Source organism: Pseudomonas fluorescens (assembly GCF_012974785.1).
Classification (GTDB): Bacteria; Pseudomonadota; Gammaproteobacteria; order Pseudomonadales; family Pseudomonadaceae; genus Aquipseudomonas; species Aquipseudomonas fluorescens_BT.
In genome coordinates, this window is record NZ_CP027561.1 from 5,454,353 (window position 1) to 5,474,967 (window position 20,615).

The 20,615-nt window shown below is 62.4% G+C and carries 21 protein-coding genes; 9 read left to right on the forward strand and 12 right to left on the reverse strand.

Features of this window, described 5'->3' with window-relative positions:
• The first annotated feature begins 19 nt into the window (after positions 1-19).
• A complete protein-coding gene (locus C6Y56_RS24850; RefSeq protein WP_169432019.1) occupies positions 20-1,357 on the forward strand; it encodes an MFS transporter in 1,338 nt (445 codons plus the stop codon).
• Positions 1,358-1,399: 42 nt separating this feature from the next.
• Here C6Y56_RS24850 and C6Y56_RS24855 read toward each other — a convergent pair whose 3' ends face one another.
• From C6Y56_RS24855 to C6Y56_RS24870, 4 genes are all read right to left on the reverse strand, one after another.
• Complete coding sequence (locus C6Y56_RS24855) at positions 1,400-2,278, reverse strand: DMT family transporter (RefSeq protein WP_169432020.1); 879 nt, start codon at positions 2,276-2,278, stop codon at positions 1,400-1,402.
• 65 nt (positions 2,279-2,343) lie between these two features.
• Entirely contained in the window at positions 2,344-3,159 is an 816-nt protein-coding gene (locus C6Y56_RS24860) for a sugar phosphate isomerase/epimerase family protein (RefSeq protein ID WP_169432021.1), read from the reverse strand.
• Between the two features lie 2 nt (positions 3,160-3,161).
• Entirely contained in the window at positions 3,162-4,223 is a 1,062-nt protein-coding gene (locus C6Y56_RS24865; RefSeq protein ID WP_169432023.1) for a Gfo/Idh/MocA family protein, read from the reverse strand.
• Positions 4,224-4,339: 116 nt separating this feature from the next.
• Positions 4,340-5,116, reverse strand: coding sequence for an IclR family transcriptional regulator (locus tag C6Y56_RS24870; protein ID WP_169432024.1), 777 nt, complete (start codon positions 5,114-5,116; stop codon positions 4,340-4,342).
• 178 nt (positions 5,117-5,294) lie between these two features.
• Here C6Y56_RS24870 and C6Y56_RS24875 point away from each other — a divergent pair, with 178 nt between their 5' ends.
• From C6Y56_RS24875 to C6Y56_RS24890, 4 genes are all read left to right on the forward strand, one after another.
• Complete coding sequence (locus C6Y56_RS24875; RefSeq protein ID WP_169432025.1) at positions 5,295-7,031, forward strand: FAD-dependent oxidoreductase; 1,737 nt, start codon at positions 5,295-5,297, stop codon at positions 7,029-7,031.
• Positions 7,015-7,848, forward strand: a complete 834-nt coding sequence (locus C6Y56_RS24880) for an aldo/keto reductase (RefSeq protein ID WP_169432028.1) — start codon at positions 7,015-7,017, stop codon at positions 7,846-7,848. The genes C6Y56_RS24875 and C6Y56_RS24880 overlap by 17 nt, the downstream gene beginning before the upstream one ends.
• Before the next feature lie 190 nt (positions 7,849-8,038).
• Entirely contained in the window at positions 8,039-8,926 is an 888-nt protein-coding gene (ypfJ, locus tag C6Y56_RS24885) for a KPN_02809 family neutral zinc metallopeptidase (protein ID WP_169432029.1), read from the forward strand.
• Positions 8,927-9,880 (forward strand): alpha/beta hydrolase, encoded by a 954-nt coding sequence (locus C6Y56_RS24890; protein ID WP_169432030.1) that lies wholly within the window; start codon positions 8,927-8,929, stop codon positions 9,878-9,880. It begins immediately after the preceding gene.
• 115 nt (positions 9,881-9,995) lie between these two features.
• Here the strand turns inward: C6Y56_RS24890 and C6Y56_RS24895 are convergent, their stop codons facing one another.
• The 3 genes from C6Y56_RS24895 to C6Y56_RS24905 all read right to left on the reverse strand — a co-directional run bounded on the left by C6Y56_RS24895 (position 9,996) and on the right by C6Y56_RS24905 (position 12,130).
• Positions 9,996-10,589 carry an HAD family hydrolase gene (locus tag C6Y56_RS24895; RefSeq protein WP_169432031.1) on the reverse strand — a complete coding sequence of 198 codons (594 nt, stop codon included), beginning with the start codon at positions 10,587-10,589 and terminating at the stop codon, positions 9,996-9,998.
• On the reverse strand, positions 10,586-11,455 hold the full coding sequence (tesB, locus tag C6Y56_RS24900; protein WP_085712241.1) for an acyl-CoA thioesterase II: 870 nt from the start codon (positions 11,453-11,455) through the stop codon (positions 10,586-10,588). The genes C6Y56_RS24895 and tesB overlap by 4 nt, the downstream gene beginning before the upstream one ends.
• Before the next feature lie 105 nt (positions 11,456-11,560).
• A complete protein-coding gene (locus C6Y56_RS24905; protein ID WP_169432032.1) occupies positions 11,561-12,130 on the reverse strand; it encodes a GNAT family N-acetyltransferase in 570 nt (189 codons plus the stop codon).
• An 83-nt stretch (positions 12,131-12,213) separates the two neighbouring features.
• Between C6Y56_RS24905 and C6Y56_RS24910 the strand changes: the two genes are divergently transcribed.
• The gene (locus tag C6Y56_RS24910; RefSeq protein ID WP_007958746.1) at positions 12,214-13,134 is read left to right on the forward strand and encodes a histone deacetylase family protein; all 921 of its coding nucleotides are present in this window, start codon (positions 12,214-12,216) and stop codon (positions 13,132-13,134) included.
• Between the two features lie 280 nt (positions 13,135-13,414).
• Positions 13,415-14,656 carry a TIGR03862 family flavoprotein gene (locus C6Y56_RS24915; protein WP_212633396.1) on the forward strand — a complete coding sequence of 414 codons (1,242 nt, stop codon included), beginning with the start codon at positions 13,415-13,417 and terminating at the stop codon, positions 14,654-14,656.
• Positions 14,657-14,694: 38 nt separating this feature from the next.
• On the opposite strand, the gene C6Y56_RS24920 is transcribed toward C6Y56_RS24915, so the two are convergent.
• Positions 14,695-16,035 carry a DEAD/DEAH box helicase gene (locus tag C6Y56_RS24920; RefSeq protein WP_169432034.1) on the reverse strand — a complete coding sequence of 447 codons (1,341 nt, stop codon included), beginning with the start codon at positions 16,033-16,035 and terminating at the stop codon, positions 14,695-14,697.
• A gap of 53 nt (positions 16,036-16,088) precedes the next feature.
• A complete protein-coding gene (gene yedA, locus C6Y56_RS24925; protein ID WP_169432035.1) occupies positions 16,089-17,039 on the reverse strand; it encodes a drug/metabolite exporter YedA in 951 nt (316 codons plus the stop codon).
• Positions 17,040-17,202: 163 nt separating this feature from the next.
• Here yedA and C6Y56_RS24930 point away from each other — a divergent pair, with 163 nt between their 5' ends.
• On the forward strand, positions 17,203-17,658 hold the full coding sequence (locus C6Y56_RS24930) for an Lrp/AsnC family transcriptional regulator (protein ID WP_169432036.1): 456 nt from the start codon (positions 17,203-17,205) through the stop codon (positions 17,656-17,658).
• A 40-nt stretch (positions 17,659-17,698) separates the two neighbouring features.
• Here C6Y56_RS24930 and C6Y56_RS24935 read toward each other — a convergent pair whose 3' ends face one another.
• From C6Y56_RS24935 to C6Y56_RS24945, 3 genes are all read right to left on the reverse strand, one after another.
• Positions 17,699-18,304 (reverse strand): 3'-5' exonuclease, encoded by a 606-nt coding sequence (locus C6Y56_RS24935; protein ID WP_169432037.1) that lies wholly within the window; start codon positions 18,302-18,304, stop codon positions 17,699-17,701.
• 40 nt (positions 18,305-18,344) lie between these two features.
• Complete coding sequence (locus tag C6Y56_RS24940; protein WP_169432038.1) at positions 18,345-18,824, reverse strand: NYN domain-containing protein; 480 nt, start codon at positions 18,822-18,824, stop codon at positions 18,345-18,347.
• 137 nt (positions 18,825-18,961) lie between these two features.
• The gene (locus C6Y56_RS24945) at positions 18,962-19,720 is read right to left on the reverse strand and encodes a DUF2076 domain-containing protein (protein ID WP_169432039.1); all 759 of its coding nucleotides are present in this window, start codon (positions 19,718-19,720) and stop codon (positions 18,962-18,964) included.
• Positions 19,721-19,898: 178 nt separating this feature from the next.
• Between C6Y56_RS24945 and C6Y56_RS24950 the strand changes: the two genes are divergently transcribed.
• Entirely contained in the window at positions 19,899-20,573 is a 675-nt protein-coding gene (locus C6Y56_RS24950; RefSeq protein WP_169432040.1) for a YciC family protein, read from the forward strand.
• Positions 20,574-20,615: the final 42 nt, after the last annotated feature.

The window sequence follows — 20,615 nt, forward strand, 5'->3', positions numbered from 1 at the left end:
CCAAAAACGGGTGGAACACATGATTCCTTCACAGACTTCCCGCATGGCTCCGGCCATGAGCACTGCCACGGGTGGCATCGGCGACAAGATCCGCGGCGCCATGGCCGTCGGCAAGACCCGTTGGGGCATGCTGGCGCTGGTGTTTTTCGCCACCACCCTCAATTACATCGACCGCGCCGCCCTCGGCGTCATGCAGCCAATCCTCGCCAAGGAAATGAGCTGGACGGCGATGGACTACGCCAACATCAACTTCTGGTTTCAGGTCGGCTACGCGATCGGTTTCGTGCTGCAAGGGCGGCTGATCGACCGGGTCGGCGTCAAACGCGTGTTCTTCTGCGCGGTGCTGCTCTGGAGCCTGGCCACCGGCGCCCACGGTCTGGCGACCTCGGCGGTGGGCTTCATGGTCTGCCGATTCATCCTCGGCCTGACTGAAGCGGCCAACTACCCGGCCTGCGTGAAGACCACGCGCCTGTGGTTCCCGGCCGGCGAGCGCGCCGTGGCCACCGGCATCTTCAACGCTGGCACCAACGTCGGCGCGATGTTCACCCCGATGCTGCTGCCGTTGATTCTTCACGTATGGGGCTGGCAAGCCGCGTTCCTGTGCATGTCGGCACTGGGCGGGATCTGGCTGCTGTTCTGGGGTCTTAAGTATTTCAACCCGGAAGATCACCCCAGCGTCAAACAGTCGGAACTGGACTACATCCAGAAAGAAGTCGAACCGGAGCAGGCCCGCGTACCGTTCTCGAAAATCCTGCGGATGCGCGGCACCTGGGCCTTCGCCCTTGCCTACTCGCTGACTGCGCCGGTGTTCTGGTTCTACCTGTACTGGCTGCCGCCGTTTCTCAATCAGCAATACAACCTGGGCATCAACGTTACCCAGATGGGCATTCCGCTGATCATCATCTACGTCACCGCCGACTTCGGCAGCGTGGGCGGCGGGATTCTGTCTTCGTTCCTGATCGGTCGCGGCATGAACTCGATCAAGGCGCGGCTGCTGTCGATGTTCCTGTTCGCCTGCTGCATCATCGGCGTGGTCATGGCCGCCGGCTCCGCCAACCTGTGGATCGCCGTCGCCGCCATCTCCCTGGCCATCGGCGCGCACCAGGCCTGGACCGCCAACATCTGGAGCCTGGTGATGGACTACACGCCCAAGCACATGATGAGCACGGTGTTCGGTTTCGGCGGCATGTGCGCAGCGATCGGCGGGATGTTCATGACCCAGATCGTCGGCCACATCCTGACCGTCACCAACAACAACTACACCGTGCTGTTCACCCTGATTCCGGCGATGTACTTCATCGCACTGACCTGGATGTACTTCATGGCACCGCGCAAGATTCCTACCATCACCGAATAACCTTCCTGCACCGACCGGCCTGATTTCAGGCCGGTCACGTCTTCAGCGCCGGCTCTGCTGCCACGCTGCCGCCAGTCCGCTGCAACAGATCACCGCAATCCCGATCACTGTCATCAGGGTCGGCGTGTGAGCAAACAGCAACCAGCCCAGCAACCCTGCAAACACAATCTGGCAATAACCGAACGGCGCCAGCAACGCCGGTGCGGCATGGCGGAATGCCTGGGTCAGAAACAGGTGCGCGGTCATCCCGCAACTGCCCAGCGCCAGCATCAACAACGCATGTCCCAAACTGGGCACCTGCCAGAAGAACGGCACCAGCGCACTCATCACCAGCGTGTTGCACAACCCGGCGAAAAAATTGCTGGTGGTCGGGCTGTCGACCTCGCTGAGCTTGCGGGTCAGCAACTGATAGAAGCAGAAAAACAGCGCCGAACAGAACGGCAAGAGAATCGCCGGGGTGAACAGGTCACCGCCCGGATGGACGATGATCAGCACACCGATGAACCCGCACACCACCGCGATCCACTGACCGCGCGTCACCCGCTCCTTGAGCAACGGCACCGACAACGCCGTCACCAGCACCGGCGCAAGAAAGTTGACCGCCGTGGCCTCGGCCAGCGGGATGTACAGCAACGCAGTGGTGAAAAACAGGCTGGTGCCCAACAGGCACAACGCCCGCGCCAACTGCCACAACGGACGCTTGGTGCGCAGCACGCGCAACCCGGACTGCGGCAGGAAAATCCCCGCCATCAGCAGCGTGTGCACCAGATACCGCGCCCACACCACCATCACGATCGGATAAAAACCCGAGAGGTATTTCGACAGCGCGTCGTGACTGGAGAACAGGAAGGTTGCCACGACAATCAGCAAGATCCCCTTGAAGGGTTGGTTGACGCCGGAAAGCGGAGTGCTGACGGTCATGGGCTCTCTCTGAATGAAAAATAAACGGTGACGAGGACGCGTGCGCCTCGCCCCTTGAAGCAGACTTAAAGCCGGGCCAACAATTCCCGTGTCCGGTCGATCGCCATTTGCGCCCGCTGCAATCCACTCACGCCCTGCTCCAGCAATTTGACCGTGGGAATTTCCAGACTCAGGGGAAGGTTAGCCGGAAGGCAGCGCAATAAGCCGCTCAAGTCACAATCCCCCTCGCCAGGAAACCGTCGTTCATTGCGGGCCTGACGCAAGATCTCGGCCATGTCCGTCGGCCTCGGCCCGGCAACATCGCACAACTGTGCGTAGCGCAGCCGTGAGGACGGCACACCGGTCAGATCTTCCAGCCGCGATCCGGAACGGTCGAAGTGAAACGCATCGACCAGCACCGCACCGTTTTCGCGCCCGGCGTTGTCGACGATGCGCAACGCCTGCTCAAGATTGCGTGCATCGGTCCACGGCATGAACTCCAGATGCGGATGCAAACCGTAGGGCGCCGCCCGATCGCAGAGTGCCGCAAAATTATCGGTGAGCCGCTGCTCGTCAGGATCGTTTCCGGCGACCAGCAATTCACTGGCACCGAACTCCGCGCCGACGCTGAGCAGTGGCTCGAAATCCGCCACCACCGTGTGCGGTTTCAGACGCAGGATTTCCACGTCGAGCACGCCGATTCCGGTGTCACGCAAACGCGCCAGTGTCTGACGCCGCAAATCGCCATCGGCTACCAACGGAAAGTGATATTCCTCGGCCGTCGCCGGCTCCAGACGCAAGCCGACATGGCTGTATCCGGCACGGGCGGCGACCTCGACCATCTCGGGTGGCGACAACTCCAGCACGGTCAGGCTGGCCAGGGACAGAATTCGTTCGCTCATGTTCAGGCCTCGATCTGCGCAGGTTCGGTGGCGCGACCGCTGGCCGCTGCTCCACGGATAGCCTCGACCAGCGCCAGCGTGCGGGCGGCGTCGGCGGCACTCACCAGCGGTTCGACTTCCCGGCGTGCGACGCGGACGAAATGCTGCAATTGCAACCGCAGGGCTTCATCAGGCGTGAACGGTTCATCGACCGCCAGCAACAGCTCGTGCCAACCGGCGTCCACCTGATCGGGGTGGTAATGCCAGCGCTTGAGTTGCGGAATGCTCAAGGCCCCGGCCGTTCCCGCCAGCAAGTAACAAGGCTGTTCGGCATGGCACGGATAGACCGGATTCTCCCCGGAGTTCAACTCCCAGCTCCACGGCGCCGCCACCGCATCGGAACCGGTCAGGGTGCCCAGCGTTCCGCCATCGAACTGCAGCAGGATTGCCGCGCTGTCTTCATTGGTAAAACCGCGCACCGAACGGTCGGTGATTGCCTGCACCGAACGTACTTCTCCGCACAGATGACGCAGCAGATCGAGGTCGTGAATCAGATTGGTCAGCAGCAGTCCGGCACCGGCTTCGCGCCGCCACGCGGTTTCAAAATAGTGGTCGGGTTTGCGCAACTGGAACAACGCAGTCACCAGCGTCAGCCGCCCCAATGCTCCGCCCTTGACCAGTTCATGGGCCCGCACGATCAACGGATTGTGCCGCCGATGATGACCAACCAACACCGGCACGCCGCTACGCTTCACCGCTGCCACCAGCTCCCGCGCCTCATCCAGATGCACACCCACCGGTTTTTCCAGCAACACCGGAACACCAGCGGCCAGGCAATCCAGTGCGGTGCTGACGTGCTGATTATTCGGATTGGCGACGATGACTGCGTCTGGCCGGTTCTGTTCCAGCATCTGACGGTGATCGGCGAAATGCGCCACACCCCACTCCGCCGCCAGGGCCGGTGCCTGAAGGCCGGGATCGGCCACGGCGCATAACGTGGCCTCAGTGAGATGTTTCAGGTGCCGGTAATGTTGCTGGCCCATGCTACCGGCGCCGATCAAGGCGATGCGAAGGGGCGGGTTCAAGGTGCGATCCTCTTGTGATTGTTGTGGGAAAACTCACTCAACCAACAATTTAGAACCCGGTTCCAGATTCTCACACCCATCCGACTGAAAAGTGGGCGAACAGCGCACAGTTTTGCTTAAACGAACAACTCCGAGGCCAGGCTCGCCGCCGACAGCTCCGCGGTAAACGTAAGCAGCAACGGCGCCAGTTCATGCAATCGCGCCGCCGGCATCCGGGCGCTTGGGCCGGCGATGCTGAGCACGCCAATCACCCGGCCATCGGCGGGATGCTTCACCACGGCAGCAATCGCCGAAGTGCCCACCGCCGAACTTTCTTCCACACAGGCATAGCCCTGTTCCCGGGCCACGCGCAGGCGTTCGAGCAGTTCAATATTGGAGCGCGGCGCGTTGGGCCCGATATCCGCCGGCACCTCCGCGCCCTGGCGTTCGACCAGCGACAACGCCTCGGCGTCACTCATGCACGCCAGCCACGCATGGCCCGATGCGGTGTAGAACAGCGGCGCATCGCGGCCCATATCCGGGTCGTAACGCAGGCCGGTGCGGGCGCCCTGGGCTTTGGCGATCCAGGTCTGGCGTTCGCCGTCGATCACGCCCAGACGCACCAGCTCACCGGTTTCCTGGGCCAGCCGATCGAGCACCGGCTGCACGATATCGGCACCGCTGCTCGACAGGTACTGAAAGCCCATCGCAACCAGTTTGGTCGACAGGTGATAACGCAACGTTTCCGGATTCTGCCGCACGTAACCCAGGCGGATCAGCTCGGCGAGCAAGCGGTGCGTCGCGCTCTTTGGAATGTCCAGTTGCTCGGCCAGGGTCTGCATCGGCAGCCCGCGCGGATCACTGGTGAGGCTTTCCAGCACGCTGAAAACCCGTTCGATTTGACTGCCGGCCATGGTGCGCTCTCGGTGAAATTTCGCCGATTCTAGAAGACATCCCGAGGAATGCGAAATCTGGAACCTGACGTCCGATAACCGCCCACTTTGCGCGTCAGTCGGGTTGATCTGCTTCACTCGCACTGGTTATTTTCTGGAACATGATTCTAAAAATAATTGATAGCTGGAGCGTTTCCTGATGCCTGCCCTTCCCGATATCGACTGCGACGTTCTGGTGGTCGGCTCCGGCGCCGCCGGTTTGTCGGCCGCCGTCACCGCCGCCTGGCATGGCTTGAAGGTCATCGTGGTGGAAAAGGATCCGGTGTTCGGCGGCGCCACCGCCTGGTCCGGCGGCTGGGCGTGGGTGCCACGCAATCCGCTGGCCCGGCGCGCCGGGATCGTCGAAGACGTGGAACTGCCGCGCACCTACCTGCGCCACGAACTCGGCAAACACTACGACCCGGCCATGATCGACGCCTTCCTTGAAGCCGGCCCGCGCATGGTGGCGTTCTTCGAACAACACACTGCCCTGCAATTTGCCGACGGCAACACCATCGCCGACATCCACGGCGAAACACCGGGCGCCGGCACCGGCGGACGCTCGGTGATTGCCGCGCCCTATGACGGACGAAAGGTCGGACGCCTGCTCAAACGTCTTCGTACAACCATGCGCGAAACATCGTTCATGGGCATGCCGATCATGGCCGGCGCGGACCTGTCGGCGTTTCTCAATCTGACTCGCTCGCTGTCGGCGGCCTGGCACGTGACCCGGCGTTTCACTCGCCACCTGCTGGACCTGGCGCTGCACGGCCGGGCGATGCAACTGGTCAACGGCGTGGCGCTGGTCGCTCGGCTGGCGAAATCCGCCGAAGACCTAGGCGTACTGCTGTGGGAATCGGCGCCAGTGACTGAACTGCTGCGCGACGAATCACGCATCACCGGCGCTCACGTGCACACCGCGAAAGGCCCGGTCACTGTCCATGCGCGCAAGGGCGTGGTGCTCGCGGCCGGCGGATTTGCCAACGACATCGAGCGGCGCAAGGCCTTGTTCCCGCGCACGCCCACCGGTCACGAACATTGGGCGCTGCCTCCGCTGGCAGTGAATGGCGATGGCCTGCGGATGGGTGAAAACGTCGGAGGCCGGGTCAACACCGATGTGGCCTCGCCCGTGGCGTGGGCGCCGGTCTCGCAGGTGCCACATTCCGACGGCAGCATCGGCCATTTCCCACACATCATCGAACGCGGCAAACCGGGCGTCATCGGCGTGCTGCGCAACGGCCAGCGCTTCGTCAACGAAGCCAACGGCTATTACGACTATGTCAGCGCCATGGTCGCCGCGGCCCCTGAAGGCGAAGAAGTCGCTTCGTGGCTGATCTGCACCCGCGCGTTCCAGCGCCGTTACGGGCTCGGCATGTCTCGGCCGTTTCCGGTTCCGGTGTCAGGTTTTATCCGCAGCGGCTATCTGAAAACCGGCAATACCCTTGAGGAATTGGCCACCGCATGCGGTATCGATCCGAACGGTTTACGCGCCACTCTGCATGACTACAACCACCATGCCCGGCACGGCGAAGACCCGCTGTTCGGTCGCGGCTCGACGCCGTACAACCGCAAACAGGGCGATCCGGCGCGACAGCCCAATCCGTGCGTGGCGCCTATCGAACAGGGCCCGTTCTACGCGGTGAAGGTGCAGCCGGGCTGCTTCGGCACCTTCGCCGGGCTCAAGGTCAACCCGCATGCGCAGGTGCTCGACGCCGAAGACCGGCCTATCCCCGGGCTGTACGCTGCCGGTGGCGACATGGCCAGCATCATGGGCGGGCATTATCCGGCGGGCGGGATCAACCTCGGCCCGGCGCTGACGTTCGGTTACATCGCAGCCCGGCACATGGCGGGCGTCACGGCTTTCGAACAGGAGAACGACCATGCAGCACATCGTTAACAGACAAGGACTGAACCTGCCAAAACTCGGCCTCGGCACCTGGCCGATGCTCGGCGACGAATGCACCCGCGCCGTGGAGCAAGCCCTGGAACTCGGTTACCGCCACATCGACACGGCAGCGGCCTACAACAACGAAGACGCAGTCGGACAGGCCCTGGCGAATACGCCGACACCCCGCGAGCAGATCCACGTCACCACCAAGGTCTGGTGGGACCAGTTGCAACCGGACGCCATGCGTCACTCGCTGGATCGCAGCCTCAAGGCCTTGCGCAGCGAGTACGTCGACCTGTTCATGATCCATTGGCCGACCACCGACTGGGATTTGCCGCGCACCCTCGAAACCCTCGCGTCGTTCAAAGAACAGGGGCTGGCTCGCAACATCGGTGTGGCGAACTTTCCGCTGCCGCTGCTGCGCAAAGTCGTCGAGGAATACGGCATTCCTCTGTCAGCCATCCAGGTCGAGTACCACGTCCTGCTCGGACAAAACGCCCTGCTCGGCTACGCCCGTCAACACGATCTGGCGCTGACGGCCTACACGCCGCTGGCGCGTAACAAGGTCTCGGAGATTCCACAGATTCAGCAGATCGCCGAAAAACACGGCGTGCTGCCGACCCAAATCGCGCTGAAGTGGCTGCTGGATCAGGACAACGTCGCGGCGATTCCCAAGGCCAGCAGCAAAACCAATCAACTGGCCAACCTGGCATCGCTGAAGGTCGAACTGGATGACGACGACCGAGCGCTGATCGCTGCGCTGCCCAAGCGCGAACGTCAGGTCAGCCCGGACTTCGCGCCGGTGTGGGATGCCTTCGACCGCTGACACCTGACTCGGCAAAAGAAAACCGCCGGCGGATTGAATTCCCGGCGCTCATGCTCGTCAATAACAGGCCCGACCTCGTCACCCCGAGGCCGGGCCTTTGTGCATATGTGCGAATAGACGGACGACCGGACTGGCGCCACACTCACACACCAGCAACACTCATCACCACGATCAGACAGAGGATTCCCACATGCTATGGAAAAAAGGCCGACGCAGTGACAACGTCGTCGATGCCCGTGGCGATGACATGGGAGGTGGCGGCGGCATGCGTTTCGGGGGTGGCAAGGGCCTGAGCCTCGGCGCGATTCTGCTGATCGTCGGCATTGGCTGGATCACCGGGCAGGACCCGCTGCAGATTCTCGGCCAATTGACCGGGCAGATGTCCGAGCAACCAGCCCCTTCTTCGCAAACCCGCCAGGCGCCGCCGGCCAACGATGAACAGGCCGAATTCGTGCGCTCGATCCTTGGTGACACCGAAGACACCTGGGGCGCGATCTTCCAGCAGGCCGGCCGCCAATACAAAGACCCGACTCTGGTGCTGTTCAGCAACCGGGTCAATTCAGCCTGTGGCATGGCCACCTCGGCCACCGGCCCGTTCTATTGCCCGGCAGACCAGAAGGTCTATCTGGACATGGCGTTCTTCCAGGAAATGTCCCAACGCTTCAAGGCGGCCGGCGACTTCGCCCAGGCCTACGTGATCGCTCATGAAGTCGGACACCATGTGCAGACGCTTCTCGGCGTCTCGGCGAAAATTCAGGCCGCCCGCCAGCAAGGCCGGCAGATGCAAGGTGACGGCGGTCTGCTGGTGCGTCAGGAACTGCAGGCCGATTGTCTGGCCGGCGTCTGGGCCTACAACGCGCAGAAACGTCTGAACTGGCTGGAACCGGGCGACATCGAAGAAGCCTTGAACGCGGCGAACGCCATCGGTGATGATCGCCTTCAACAACAGGGTCAGGGCCGTGTGGTACCGGACTCGTTTACCCACGGTACGTCGGCGCAAAGGGTGCGCTGGTTCAAAACCGGATTCGCCCAGGGCCAGGTCGGCCAGTGCGATACCTTTGCGGCGAAAAACCTGTAAATGCATAAATGGCTGTTGGCTTTACTGTTGATCGGCGGCACCGCGCAAGCGGCCGGCGTCGACGCAATCAGTCCCGGGCGCCTGCAATTGCAGGCCGGCGAAATGGCGGTGGGCATCGGCCCGGCGCCGGCGAAAATCGAGCGGGTGCTGATCGTCATTCATGGCAAGCTGCGCAACGCCGAAACCTATCGCAAAAGCGGCGAAGCCGCGGCGGAACTGGCCGGGCAAACCGCCAACACCCTGGTGATCGCTCCGCAGTTTCTCAACGAAAGCGATGTTGCTCTCTATTCGTTGCCCGCCAGCGTGTTGCGCTGGAAGGGTAATGAATGGATGGGTGGCGGGTTATCCACAGGGCCGAACCCGCTGAGTTCCTACGCCGCACTGGACGAAATCGTCGGGCGGCTGACTGATCGCAAGCAATTTCCGGACGTGAAGCAGATCGTGATCTTCGGCCACTCCGGCGGCGGTCAGGTGGTGCAGCGCTATGCCCTGCTCGCCCGCGAACAACCGGCGCTCAAGGCTGAAGGCATTCGCTTGCGCTACGTGGTGGCCAATCCGTCGTCCTACGCCTACTTCAATGAGCAACGACCGGTGGCGTTCGATCATGCGCAGTGCCCGGGCTTCAACCGCTGGAAGTACGGTCTGGTGGATCCGCCGATCTACTCGGGTGGGCAAACGCCCGCACAGCTTGAAGGCAGTTACGTCAAACGCGAGGTGATTTATCTGCTGGGCCAGCAGGACACCGACCCGCAACACCCGGCGCTGGACAAGAGCTGTGCCGCCGAAGCACAAGGCGCCTATCGCCTGATGCGCGGAAAAATGTTTTTCAGCTATCTACTGCGCCGGCATCCGGAAGGGGTGAATCAGCGGCTGGTGGAAGTGCCCGGCGTCGGGCATAACGGCGACGGCATGCTGACCTCACCGGAAGGTCAGAAAGCTCTATTCGAGCAGTAAGTTGTGGGGTGGAGGGTCGGGCCTCTTCTCGCGCAAGCCCGCTCCCACATTTGGAATGCATTCCCCTGTGGGAGCGGGCCTGCTCGCGAAAGCGTCCGTGCAGACAACGCAGGTCTCAGACCAAAAGCATCTGCCGCAACTCCACGCAATCCTTCGCGTGCCAGTCGGTCAGCTCCGGCCATGGATTATCCGGCAGGTTCACCAGCACCGTGTGCGTGCCCGCCGCCCGACCGCAATCAAGATCAAACCGGTAATCACCAACCATCACCATCTCGCTCGCCGGCACTTGCCAGGCTTCGGCCAGTTTCAGCAGACCACCCGGATGCGGTTTCGGCGGCGCTTCATCGCGGCCCAGCACATCGTCAACCGCGAAGCAGTCGGCCAGGCCGATGGCCTCCAGCGTCACATGGGCCAGCTCCCGCGCATTGCGGGTCAGGATGCCGAGGCGATAACCCCGAGCGTGCAGGTCGCGCACCAGCGCCACCGCGCCGACCGCCGGGGTCGAGCCGAGCGCCAGATCCCGCTCATGTTCCAGCAGCCACGCGTGTTTCGCCGCCGCTTCTTCGGCAGGCAATGCTGCGAGATGCGTGAGGATGTCGTCCTCCGGCGGGATCGCCAGCGCCACGCGAATCGCCGCGAAGTCATGCACGGCCACGGTCAGGGTGCCGTCCATGTCGAACACCCAGTGCCGCACATCCGCCAGACTCATGCCCAGTCCTTGCGATGACGGATCAGGCCTTCCTGGGTCACCGACGCCACCAGTTGCCCGGCGCGGTTGAACACGCTGCCACGGGAAAAACCACGGGAATTGCCGGCCCACGGGCTGTCCATGGCGTAGAGCAACCAGTCATCGGCGCGCAGGTCGTTGTGGAACCACAAGGCGTGGTCGAGGCTGGCGACCTGCATGTCTTTCTGCCAGACCGATTTGCCGTGGGGCAGCATCGAGGTGGTCAGCAGGCCGAAGTCCGAGGCGTAGGCCAGCAGGTATTTGTGCAGCGCCGGGATGTCGGCCAAAGCGCCGTCGGCGCGGAACCACACGTACTTGATCGGGTCCGCCGGTTGCGGGTTGTACGGGTCTTTTTCGGTGACCGGGCGCACTTCGATCGGTTTCGGGCACAGCAGCTTTTCGCGCATGTGTTCCGGAATCAGGTGCGCGCGTTGCTGGGTCAGTTCCAGCTCCGACGGCAGGTTTTCCGGGCCGACCACTTGCGGCATCTGGCTCTGGTGCTCGAAGCCTTCTTCGTCGTACTGGAACGAAGCGCTGCAGGTGAAAATCGGGTGGCCCTTCTGGATCGCGGTCACGCGGCGGGTGCTGAAACTGCCGCCATCCCGCACGCGGTCAACCGAGTAGACCACCGGCAACTTGGCATCGCCCGGACGCAGGAAATAACCGTGCATCGAATGCACATGACGGGTTTCTTCAACGGTCTGACTGGCCGCCGACAGCGACTGGCCGAGCACCTGGCCGCCGAACAACTGGCGAAAGCCCAGATCCTGACTGCGACCACGGAACAGGTTTTCCTCGATCGGTTCGAGGGTCAGCAGATCCACCAGATCTTCCAACACTTGGCTCATTCAGACTCTCCTCACACAAAGCAATGCCGCGCAGTCTTGGCTGCGGCGACCAATTCAGATTCTGGCGCGAGCCATGATCGCGCCATTGTAAACGTCCGTGTCGGCTTAGCCATGCAAGGTCTGCAGCCATTGCTCCCGGGTGATGCGGTACAGCAGATGTCGACGCAGCGGGTGATCGACCGCCAGTTTCGGGTGATCGAAATCATGGGCTGGGTCGTGATGCATGCCGATGGCCTGCATGACCTTTTCCGACGGCAGATTGCTCTGTGCGGTGAACGCCACAATCTCCTTCAGGGCCAACCGGTCAAAGCCGCAACGCAACGCAGTCCACGCTGCCTCGCTGGCATATCCCAGGCCCCAGTGTTCCTTCGCCAGACGCCAGCCGATTTCCACCGCCGGGGTGAACGGGGCATCGAAACCGACCACACCGAGTCCGGTAAAGCCGATAAACTCACCGGTGTCCTTGCGCTCCAGTGCCCACAGGCCGAAGCCGTGTTCGGCAAAATGGCCGCGCACACGGCCGATCAGCGCCGCGCTTTCCAGCCGGCTCAAAGGCGCAGGAAAATAGCGCATCACCTGCGGATCGGCGCACATCGCCGCAAATGCCGGCAGATCAGCGTCCTGCCACTGACGCATCAGCAGTCGCGCGCTTTCCAGCTCAAGTATCGGCTCCATCGTGCCCCTCCGTTTCCATGCCGCAAGTCTACATCGCTGGTAGTCTTTGCACTCTTTCCTACAGCCTTTATGAATAGTCCGCCATGCCATTGCCGCTGATCTACCACGAAGACTACAGCCCCGAGTTTCCGGCGGATCACCGCTTTCCCATGGACAAGTTCCGCCTGCTGCGCGATCACCTGGTGGACAGCGGCCTGACTCGCGACGAAGACCTGCTGCGCCCTGAACTGTGCCCTGCCGACATCCTCGCCCTGGCCCATGACCGCGGTTATATCGAACGCTACATGAGTGGCGAGTTGTCCCGCGAAGACCAGCGGCGCCTCGGTCTGCCGTGGAACGAAGCTCTGGCCCGACGCACCGTACGGGCGGTCGGCGGCTCGATTCTCGCGGCAGAGAAAGCCCTGGAGCATGGCCTGGCCTGTCACTTGGCCGGCGGTACTCATCACGCCCACTACGACTACCCCGCCGGGTTCTGCATCTTCAATGACCTGGCGATCATCAGTCACTACCTGCTGCAAAGCGGCCGGGTGAACCGGGTGCTGATCTTCGATTGCGACGTGCATCAGGGCGACGGGACTGCACGAATTCTGCACAACACCCCGGAAGCCATCACCGTTTCCCTGCACTGCGAAAAGAACTTTCCTGCACGCAAAGCCGAAAGCGATTGGGACATTCCGCTGCCCAACGGCATGGGCGACGCCGATTACCTGAAAGTCGTCGATGACGCGCTCAACTATCTGCTGCCGCTGTATCAGCCGGATCTGGTGCTGTACGACGCCGGCGTCGACGTGCACAAGGACGACGCCCTCGGCTATCTGCAACTGACCGACGAAGGCGTTGCCGCCCGCGACGAAAGCGTGATGCGCCATTGCCTGGGCCGCGACATCCCGGTGGTCGGCGTGATCGGCGGCGGTTACAGCAAGGATCGCCACGCACTCGCCCGCCGTCACGGGATCCTGCATCACAGTGCGCAGCGCGTCTGGCAGTCATCGGGTTGTCATTGAGTTGTGCTGCGTTACCCACAATGGCTGTGGAACGGCCTGTGGATAACCTGAGCGAAAGGGACTACAGCCCACGCTGAACATGGCTTGCAGCGCACTGGTTGTTTTTTGATCAGCAATTTGAGCCACCACAAGCCTCTGTGGGAGCGAGCCTGCTCGCGATGAGGCCCTCTCATCCGGAATCGATGGCGACTGATCCGCCGCATCGCGAGCAGGCTCGCTCCCACAAGGGATTTGCGCTGTTAGAATGCGCGCCATATTTCGTCAGACCGCAGCGCACGCCATGACCCAGATTCACGCCACCTCTCCCGCTCACGTCGCCATCATCGGCGGTGGCCCCGCCGGCCTGATGGCCGCCGAAGTGCTGAGCCAGGCCGGAGTCCGCGTCGATTTGTACGACGGCATGCCCTCGGTGGGCCGCAAGTTCCTGCTGGCCGGGGTTGGCGGCATGAACATCACCCATTCCGAAGCCTGGCCGGCGTTCCTCTCGCGCTACGCCGAACGCGCCCCGAACATTGCCCCGCTGCTGCGCGCATTCGACGCCGACGCCCTGTGCCGCTGGATTCACGAACTGGGCATCGAAACTTTCATCGGCAGCTCCGGCCGGGTGTTCCCCACCGACATGAAAGCCGCGCCATTGCTGCGCGCCTGGCTCAAGCGCCTGCGCGACAGCGGCGTGGTTATCCACACCCGCCACCGCTGGCTCGGCTGGGATGAAAACGGCGCGCTGCGCATCGACAGCCCGGAAGGCGAGAAAACCCTTACCCCCGACGCCACCCTGCTCGCCCTCGGCGGCGGCAGTTGGTCGCGGCTGGGTTCCGACGGCGCGTGGATGCTGCCGCTGGAGCAACGCGGCGTAGGACTGGCGCCCTTGCAGCCAAGCAATTGCGGCTTCGAGGTGCAAGCCTGGAGCGAACTGATGGTCAGCAAATTCGCCGGCGCGCCGCTGAAAAATATCGCCATCGGTTTGAACGACGACGTTCCGCGTTTGGGCGAATGCGTGATTACCGCGACAGGGATTGAGGGCAGCCTGATCTACGCGCTGTCGGCGCCGATTCGTGAGGCGATCAATGTGCACGGTGCCGCGACCATTCACATCGACCTGCTGCCCGGCCGGCCTGTGGATAAATTGCAGGCGGCGTTGAGCAAACCTCGGGGTTCGCGCTCGATGGCCAAGCATCTGCACAGTCAGGTCGGGATTGACGGGGTGAAAGCGGCGTTGCTGCGTGAACTCACTGATGCTGCGACGTTTGCCGATCCGGCACTGTTGGCTCGGGCGATCAAGGCTTTGCCGCTGACGCTGGTGAAAACTCGCCCGTTGGATGAAGCGATCAGCAGTGCCGGCGGCGTGACGTTCGAAGCGATGGATGAGCGATTGATGCTCAAGGCGTTGCCGGGGGTGTTCTGTGCGGGGGAAATGCTGGATTGGGAAGCGCCGACTGGGGGGTATTTGCTGACGGCGTGTTTTGCCAGTGGCCGGGCGGCCGGAGCTGGAATGCTGGACTGGTTGAAACAGCGTAACTGATCGTTCCCGCATTGCGCGGGAACGACCCTTTCTGACGCTTAAGGCTTACGCTTACGCGGCCCGGTATTGAACACCGGCACTTTACGAACAGGCTTGATCGCCACCTCCGGCGCCGGGGTATCCCCGCTGTCCACCCACTTGCCCAGATTGCGCTTGCCACCGCCGCCACCGGACGCTTTCGGCTTTTTCGGTTTCTTCGGCTTCTTGATCACCTGCCCACTGGCATCGGTGTCCGGCACGCGGTGCTCGGGCACGAAGTCCGGCTCAACCTCACGCTTCAACGTGCTGCGGGTCAGCATTTCAATCGCCGACAACATGTTCACTTCATCAGCGCACACCAGCGAAATCGCCTCACCGGTCGAACCTGCACGACCGGTACGACCGATACGGTGGATGTAATCCTCGGCAACGATCGGCAGATCAAAGTTGACCACCAGTGGCAGGTCTTCGATATCCAGACCACGGGCAGCAACATCGGTGGCCACCAGAATCTGCACTTCGCTCAGCTTGAACCGATCCAGCGCCCGCTGCCGGGTCGCTTGCGGCTTGTCGCCGTGGATGCCGTCGGCGTTCACGCCCAGGCCCTGAAGCTTCTCGACCAGCGCGTCCACACCGTTGCGGGTCTTGGCGAACACCAGCACCTGCTTCCACTTGTTCTTGCGCATCAGGTGCACGAACAGTTCCGGCTTGCGCTTCTTGTCCACCGTCACCACCCACTGCTTGACGGTGTTGGCCGCGACGTTGCGCGGGCTGACTTCGATGCTTTGGGGGTCGTTGAGCATCTGCCCGGCCAGCAGGCGGATGTCATCGGAGAAGGTCGCGGAGAACAGCAGCGTCTGACGTTTCTTCGGCAATGCGCGGTAAATGTTCGCCAGCTCTTCGGAAAAGCCCAGGTCGAGCATGCGGTCGGCTTCGTCCAGCACCAGGGTTTGCAGCTGGTTGAACTTCAGCGCGTTCTGACGGAACAGGTCGAGCAGACGGCCCGGGGTCGCGACCAGCAGATCGACACCACCGCGCAGCTTCATCATTTGCGGGTTGATGCTGACGCCGCCGTACACCGCGTAAGTGCGCAACGGCAGGTTCTCGGCGTACTGGCGCACGGCTTCGTGGACTTGTTCGGCCAGCTCGCGGGTCGGCACCAGAATCAGCGCACGCAGCGAGTTGGCGGTGACTTTCGGCCCTTCCATCGCCAGCAGTTGCAGCAGCGGCAAGGCAAAACCGGCGGTCTTGCCGGTGCCGGTCTGGGCCGCGGCCATCAGGTCGCGACCGGCCAGCACGGCCGGAATGGCTTGCGCCTGCACCGGCGTCGGGGTCTGGTAGCCGAGCTTCTCGAGGGAGCGCAGCAAGGGTTCGATCAGGCCAAGGGTGGCGAAAGTCATGGGAGTACCGTAGGAAAAAATCAGAGCATGTGTGCGATGGCGCGCAGTTTACCCTAATTCGCACGCTGCTCCGTCGCTATGACCTTCGCTGCGGCAGCCGGCTCGCTGACCACCGGCGGCCGCGCCGGACGCCGCCACTGTGGCAGACTGATCAGCACCACCGCGCCGATGATCACCAGCATCGCCAGCGCCTCTTCGATGCCGATGGTCTCGCCGACAAACACGATCCCCAGCAACACCGCCACCGCCGGGTTCACATAGGCGTAACTGGTGGCCGCCGCCGGACGAACGTTTTTCAACAGGTACATGTAGGCGTTGAAGGCGATGATCGAGCCGAAGAAAATCAGGTACGCCAGCGCCAGCCAGCCTTCCAACGGCGGCATGGCTTGCAGGTGTTCACCGCTGGCCGCGCTGCCGATCAACAGCACCACGCCGCCCACCAGCATTTCCACGGCACTGGCCATTGCGCCCTGGGGCAATGGCAGGTGTTTGCTCCACACCGAACCGAACGCCCAACTCGCCGCCGCGAAAATCAGCAGTGCCGCACCCAGCGGACTCGATTGCAGGTTGGAGCCCATGTTGAGCATCGCGATGCCGATAATCCCCATCACCACCCCGGCCCACTCCAGGCGGGTGTTGCGTGCGCCCCAGAAATAACCGCAGAGCAAAGTGAACAGCGGCACCGTCGCCACCGCCAGCGCAGCAACACCCGAGGCCACGCCGCTGTGCTCGGCCAGGGTCACCGCGCCGTTGCCGAAACTGAGCAACAGAATCCCGATGATCCCCGCCGCTTTCCACTGCACCCAGGTCGGCGCCAGTGCCCCGCGCCAGCGCAGAAACGCATACATCAGCGTGCCGGCAATCACGAAGCGCACACCGCCGAGCATCAGCGGCGGCCAGTATTCGACGCCGATGCGGATCACCAGATAGGTCGATCCCCAAATCACGTACAACGCAAAAAACGCAGCGATCAACGGCAAGGAAAAACGGCGCAAGGCAGACATGGGCAGCTCGAAAGTCAGACTCAGAGGATTGGTTATTCTAGAAAGGCCAACCGCTAAAAATAAGTTACAAAACCTGTTTATAGCGCCGGTACACTTTTGAAAACACGGAGATCGACGGCCAAAACCGCGATTTCGAAAGTCTGGCATTTTCAGGAGTCCGACCTTGGACAAATACGACCGCATGCTGCTCGGCGCCCTGCTCGAAAACGGTCGCGCGTCCTACGCCGACCTCGCCCGCAAAGTGAACCTCTCCGCCCCCGCCGTCGCCGAGCGCGTGGCCAAACTTGAGGCGGCCGGAGTAATCACCGGGTATCAGGCGAACATCGACCTGTCGAAAATCGGCTTGCCGATCCAGTGCGTGATCGAATTGCGCCTCCACCAGAACGGCAGTCAAAAGGTCTACGACGAACTGGTGAAAATTCCGCAACTGACCGAGTGCTTTCGAGTGACGGGCGATCCGTGCGTGATCATGAAGGCCGCCGTGGGCTCGATGACCGAGCTGGAAGAGCTGATCAACCGGGTGGCGAAATTCGGGTTCAGCAAGACGTCGATCGTGTTGTCGAGTGCGATAGAGAAGCGGGTGCCGTTGGGGCATATCGAAGGCAATGGCAAACCCTGAGGCAAGCCCGCTCCCACAGGGAAATGTGTTTGCCTGAAAATCAGCGATAGCGCTGCAGGTGTTCGCCGACTTTGGCGGCCGGGACTTTCTGCAATTTGCACAGCAAGTCGTGCGACAGCTCGCGCACGCCGTGCTTGTGCCGCAACTCATCCGCCAAATGCGCCAGCAGGTTCGCCGCCATCTCCGCATCCGCCATCGCCCGGTGCGCCTGACCGGTATGCGGCAGTTGGGCGAAGGTCGTGAGCGTGCCGAGCTTGTGGTTCGGCGCCGCCGGCATCAGGCGACGGGCCAGCAGCAGCGAGCAGGCGAAGTTCTGCAGGCGGGTGCGTTTGATCCGGCCCAGTTCGAAGTCCCAGAACTTCTGGTCGAACGCTGCGTTGTGCGCCAGCAGGGGTGTGCAGCCGACGAATTCGTTGACTTCATTCATCACCTGTTCGGCCGGGGGCGCGGTGCGCAGCATGGCGTTGCTGATGCCGGTGAGTTGCTCGATGAAGGCCGGGATGCGGACGCCGGCGTTCATCAGGCTCTGGTAACGCTCGACGATGCGCCCGTTTTCCAGCATGACCACGGCGATTTCCGTGGCCCGGCAGCTGCTGCTCGGCGAGATGCCGGTGGTTTCAAAGTCGATGACTGCAATGCGTTCCAAACCGGGTTGTACTCCGTCCAAATCAATTCTTGAGCAGGGCTCAATTTTTCAACAGCAACGAGCCTTCAATCGGCACATAACGGCTGGCGGCGCGGATCAGCGAGTTGGCGGTCAGGCCGGGCACGCCGTAGGCCACCGCTTGCACGCCGTGTTTGTTGATGATGCGTTCGAGCAGCATGTCGAAATCGCCGTCACCGGAGGCCAGCACGATTTCGTCGACGTGGTCGGCGGCGTCCATGATGTCGAGGGTGATGCCCACGTCCCAGTCGCCCTTGGCCGAGCCGTCGCTGCGCTGGATGTAGGGTTTGAGTTTCACGGTGAAACCGAGGTTGCGCAGGATCTGCTGGAACTGCTGCTGTTTGCTGTCGCCCCGGTCGATCGCGTAGGCGTAGGCCTCGACAATCTGCCCGTGCTGGCTGACATCCGCCCACAGCGCCGCGTAGTTGAAGTGGCAACCATAGGCCTGGCGGACGGTGTAGTAGAGGTTCTGCACATCGGCGAACACTGCGATTTTTTTCACCGGAGTTCCTGTGAGCGCTGACGCGCATGAGCCGGATCAGGCACCAGGCCCGAAAAAGGCGCTCAGTATGCCAGCCCGAAGGAAGGTTCCGCGAATAATCGGCCCGGGGCGCTCAGGCGCCCCGGACGAATGGTGAGTCAGACGAAGGAATCGTCGTCATCGAAGAACGATGAGTTGTCATCGCTGTAGTCGGTGTCGGTGAAGCCACCCTGATTGTTGCCGAAGGAATCGTTGTTGGCCATGCGCTGGTCATCGCCCCAACCGTTATTACCTTGGTCGGCCACTTGCGCAGGCTCTTCCTTGATCACTTCGACGATTTCTTCCGGCTGCTGGTTGTGATGGAACAGGCTGCTGATGCCTTGTGCCAGCATCACGCCACCCGCCACGCCGGCAGCGGTTTTCAGGGCGCCGCCGAGGAAGCTGCTGCCCGCGGCCGGTGCCGCTTGTTGCTGGCCATAACCCGGTGGTGGCGCGCCGAAGTTCTGTTGTGGCGCGGGTGCACCGAAGTTCTGCTGCGGAGCCGGTTCACGCCAACCGCCAGTGGACGCCGGGGCGCTCTGGGTCGGTGCCGGGCGTGAGCTGCTGCCGCCGAAGATGCTCGACAGGAAACCGCCGCCGCTCGGCGCCGGGGCTGCACTTTGCGCCTTGGCCGATTGCAGTTCGGCCTGCAGTTGCTGAACCTGTTGAGTCAATTGTTTGTTCTGTTCGTCGAGGCTCTTGATCGCGGCCTCCTGCACCAGAATCGCCTGGGTCATGAAATAGCCTGCGGCCGGCTGGCGCGTCAGGTGTTCCTTGATCCGCGCCTCGGCCAGGGCGTCGCGCGGGGCTGCCTCCGTTTCGGCCTGTTGCAGCCGGGAAAACAGTCCATCGATCAGGGTTTGCTCTTCGCTGTTCATGGCGACCTCGTAGATTGCCGGGGATAACGTTGCCCTCGTCCACGGTGGAGGAGGCGCACCTACGTAATGGAGGCAGTGACAGAATGTTTCAATGGTCTTTACCGAACGTTTACGTTTGCGCCCTTCAGCACATCATCGGTTAAAGTGAGCCACTGTTTTTGACCTGCGATACCGACTGATGAATGCCTTCGATGTGCTGCGTGACTCTCTGTATTTCTTTAAACGCAATCTGGCCCGGATCGTCCAGCTGTGCCTGCCGCTGGTGATCCTCGAAGCCGCGCTGCAACAGGTGGTCGATCACGCCAGCGACCCGGACGGTTATTCGGCCATCAGCGTGATCGTCGGCCTGCTGGTCTACCCGCTGTACACCGCTGCGCTGATCCTGTTTCTCGACGCCCGCACCCGTGGCGAATCCCCGCAAACCCTCGACTTGCTGGCGATGGCGGCGCGTTTGTGGCCGCGTTTTGCTGTGCTCACCGCACTCAACACGCTGCTGATCCTGCTCGGTCTGTCCTTGTATTTCCTGCCAGGCCTGTGGCTGATGGTCACCCTGGCCTTCGGTGAATACCTGCTGGTGCTGCGCGGCTACGGCCCGTTGCAGGCGATGAAGGAAAGCCTGCGCCTGAGCCGCGGGCATTTCCTGCGGATTCTGGTGTGCATCCTGTGTGTGATGGGGCCGTTGTGGCTGCTCAAGGGTCTGACTCTGCAGGTCTATCCCGATCCGCAGAATCCTTTGATCGCGGTACTGATCGACAGTGGTCACAGCTTCCTGCAGCTGTTCACCAGCGTGGTGCTGTTCCGCCTGTTCATGCTGATCAGCGAATTGCCCGACAAACGTGACGGAAGGGTCTGACCGCTCTGAGCTTGGGCTGAGCGACGGGTCTCGGGTATGCTC

Coding starts and splice junctions, on each gene's coding strand:
- C6Y56_RS24850 (WP_169432019.1), top strand. CDS start 20: ATGATTCCTTCACAGACTTCCCGCATGGCTCCGGCCATGAGCACTGCC.
- C6Y56_RS24855 (WP_169432020.1), bottom strand. CDS start 2,278: ATGACCGTCAGCACTCCGCTTTCCGGCGTCAACCAACCCTTCAAGGGG.
- C6Y56_RS24860 (WP_169432021.1), bottom strand. CDS start 3,159: ATGAGCGAACGAATTCTGTCCCTGGCCAGCCTGACCGTGCTGGAGTTG.
- C6Y56_RS24870 (WP_169432024.1), bottom strand. CDS start 5,116: ATGGCCGGCAGTCAAATCGAACGGGTTTTCAGCGTGCTGGAAAGCCTC.
- C6Y56_RS24875 (WP_169432025.1), top strand. CDS start 5,295: ATGCCTGCCCTTCCCGATATCGACTGCGACGTTCTGGTGGTCGGCTCC.
- C6Y56_RS24880 (WP_169432028.1), top strand. CDS start 7,015: ATGCAGCACATCGTTAACAGACAAGGACTGAACCTGCCAAAACTCGGC.
- ypfJ (WP_169432029.1), top strand. CDS start 8,039: ATGCTATGGAAAAAAGGCCGACGCAGTGACAACGTCGTCGATGCCCGT.
- C6Y56_RS24890 (WP_169432030.1), top strand. CDS start 8,927: ATGCATAAATGGCTGTTGGCTTTACTGTTGATCGGCGGCACCGCGCAA.
- C6Y56_RS24895 (WP_169432031.1), bottom strand. CDS start 10,589: ATGAGTCTGGCGGATGTGCGGCACTGGGTGTTCGACATGGACGGCACC.
- tesB (WP_085712241.1), bottom strand. CDS start 11,455: ATGAGCCAAGTGTTGGAAGATCTGGTGGATCTGCTGACCCTCGAACCG.
- C6Y56_RS24905 (WP_169432032.1), bottom strand. CDS start 12,130: ATGGAGCCGATACTTGAGCTGGAAAGCGCGCGACTGCTGATGCGTCAG.
- C6Y56_RS24910 (WP_007958746.1), top strand. CDS start 12,214: ATGCCATTGCCGCTGATCTACCACGAAGACTACAGCCCCGAGTTTCCG.
- C6Y56_RS24915 (WP_212633396.1), top strand. CDS start 13,415: ATGACCCAGATTCACGCCACCTCTCCCGCTCACGTCGCCATCATCGGC.
- C6Y56_RS24920 (WP_169432034.1), bottom strand. CDS start 16,035: ATGACTTTCGCCACCCTTGGCCTGATCGAACCCTTGCTGCGCTCCCTC.
- yedA (WP_169432035.1), bottom strand. CDS start 17,039: ATGTCTGCCTTGCGCCGTTTTTCCTTGCCGTTGATCGCTGCGTTTTTT.
- C6Y56_RS24945 (WP_169432039.1), bottom strand. CDS start 19,720: ATGAACAGCGAAGAGCAAACCCTGATCGATGGACTGTTTTCCCGGCTG.
- C6Y56_RS24950 (WP_169432040.1), top strand. CDS start 19,899: ATGAATGCCTTCGATGTGCTGCGTGACTCTCTGTATTTCTTTAAACGC.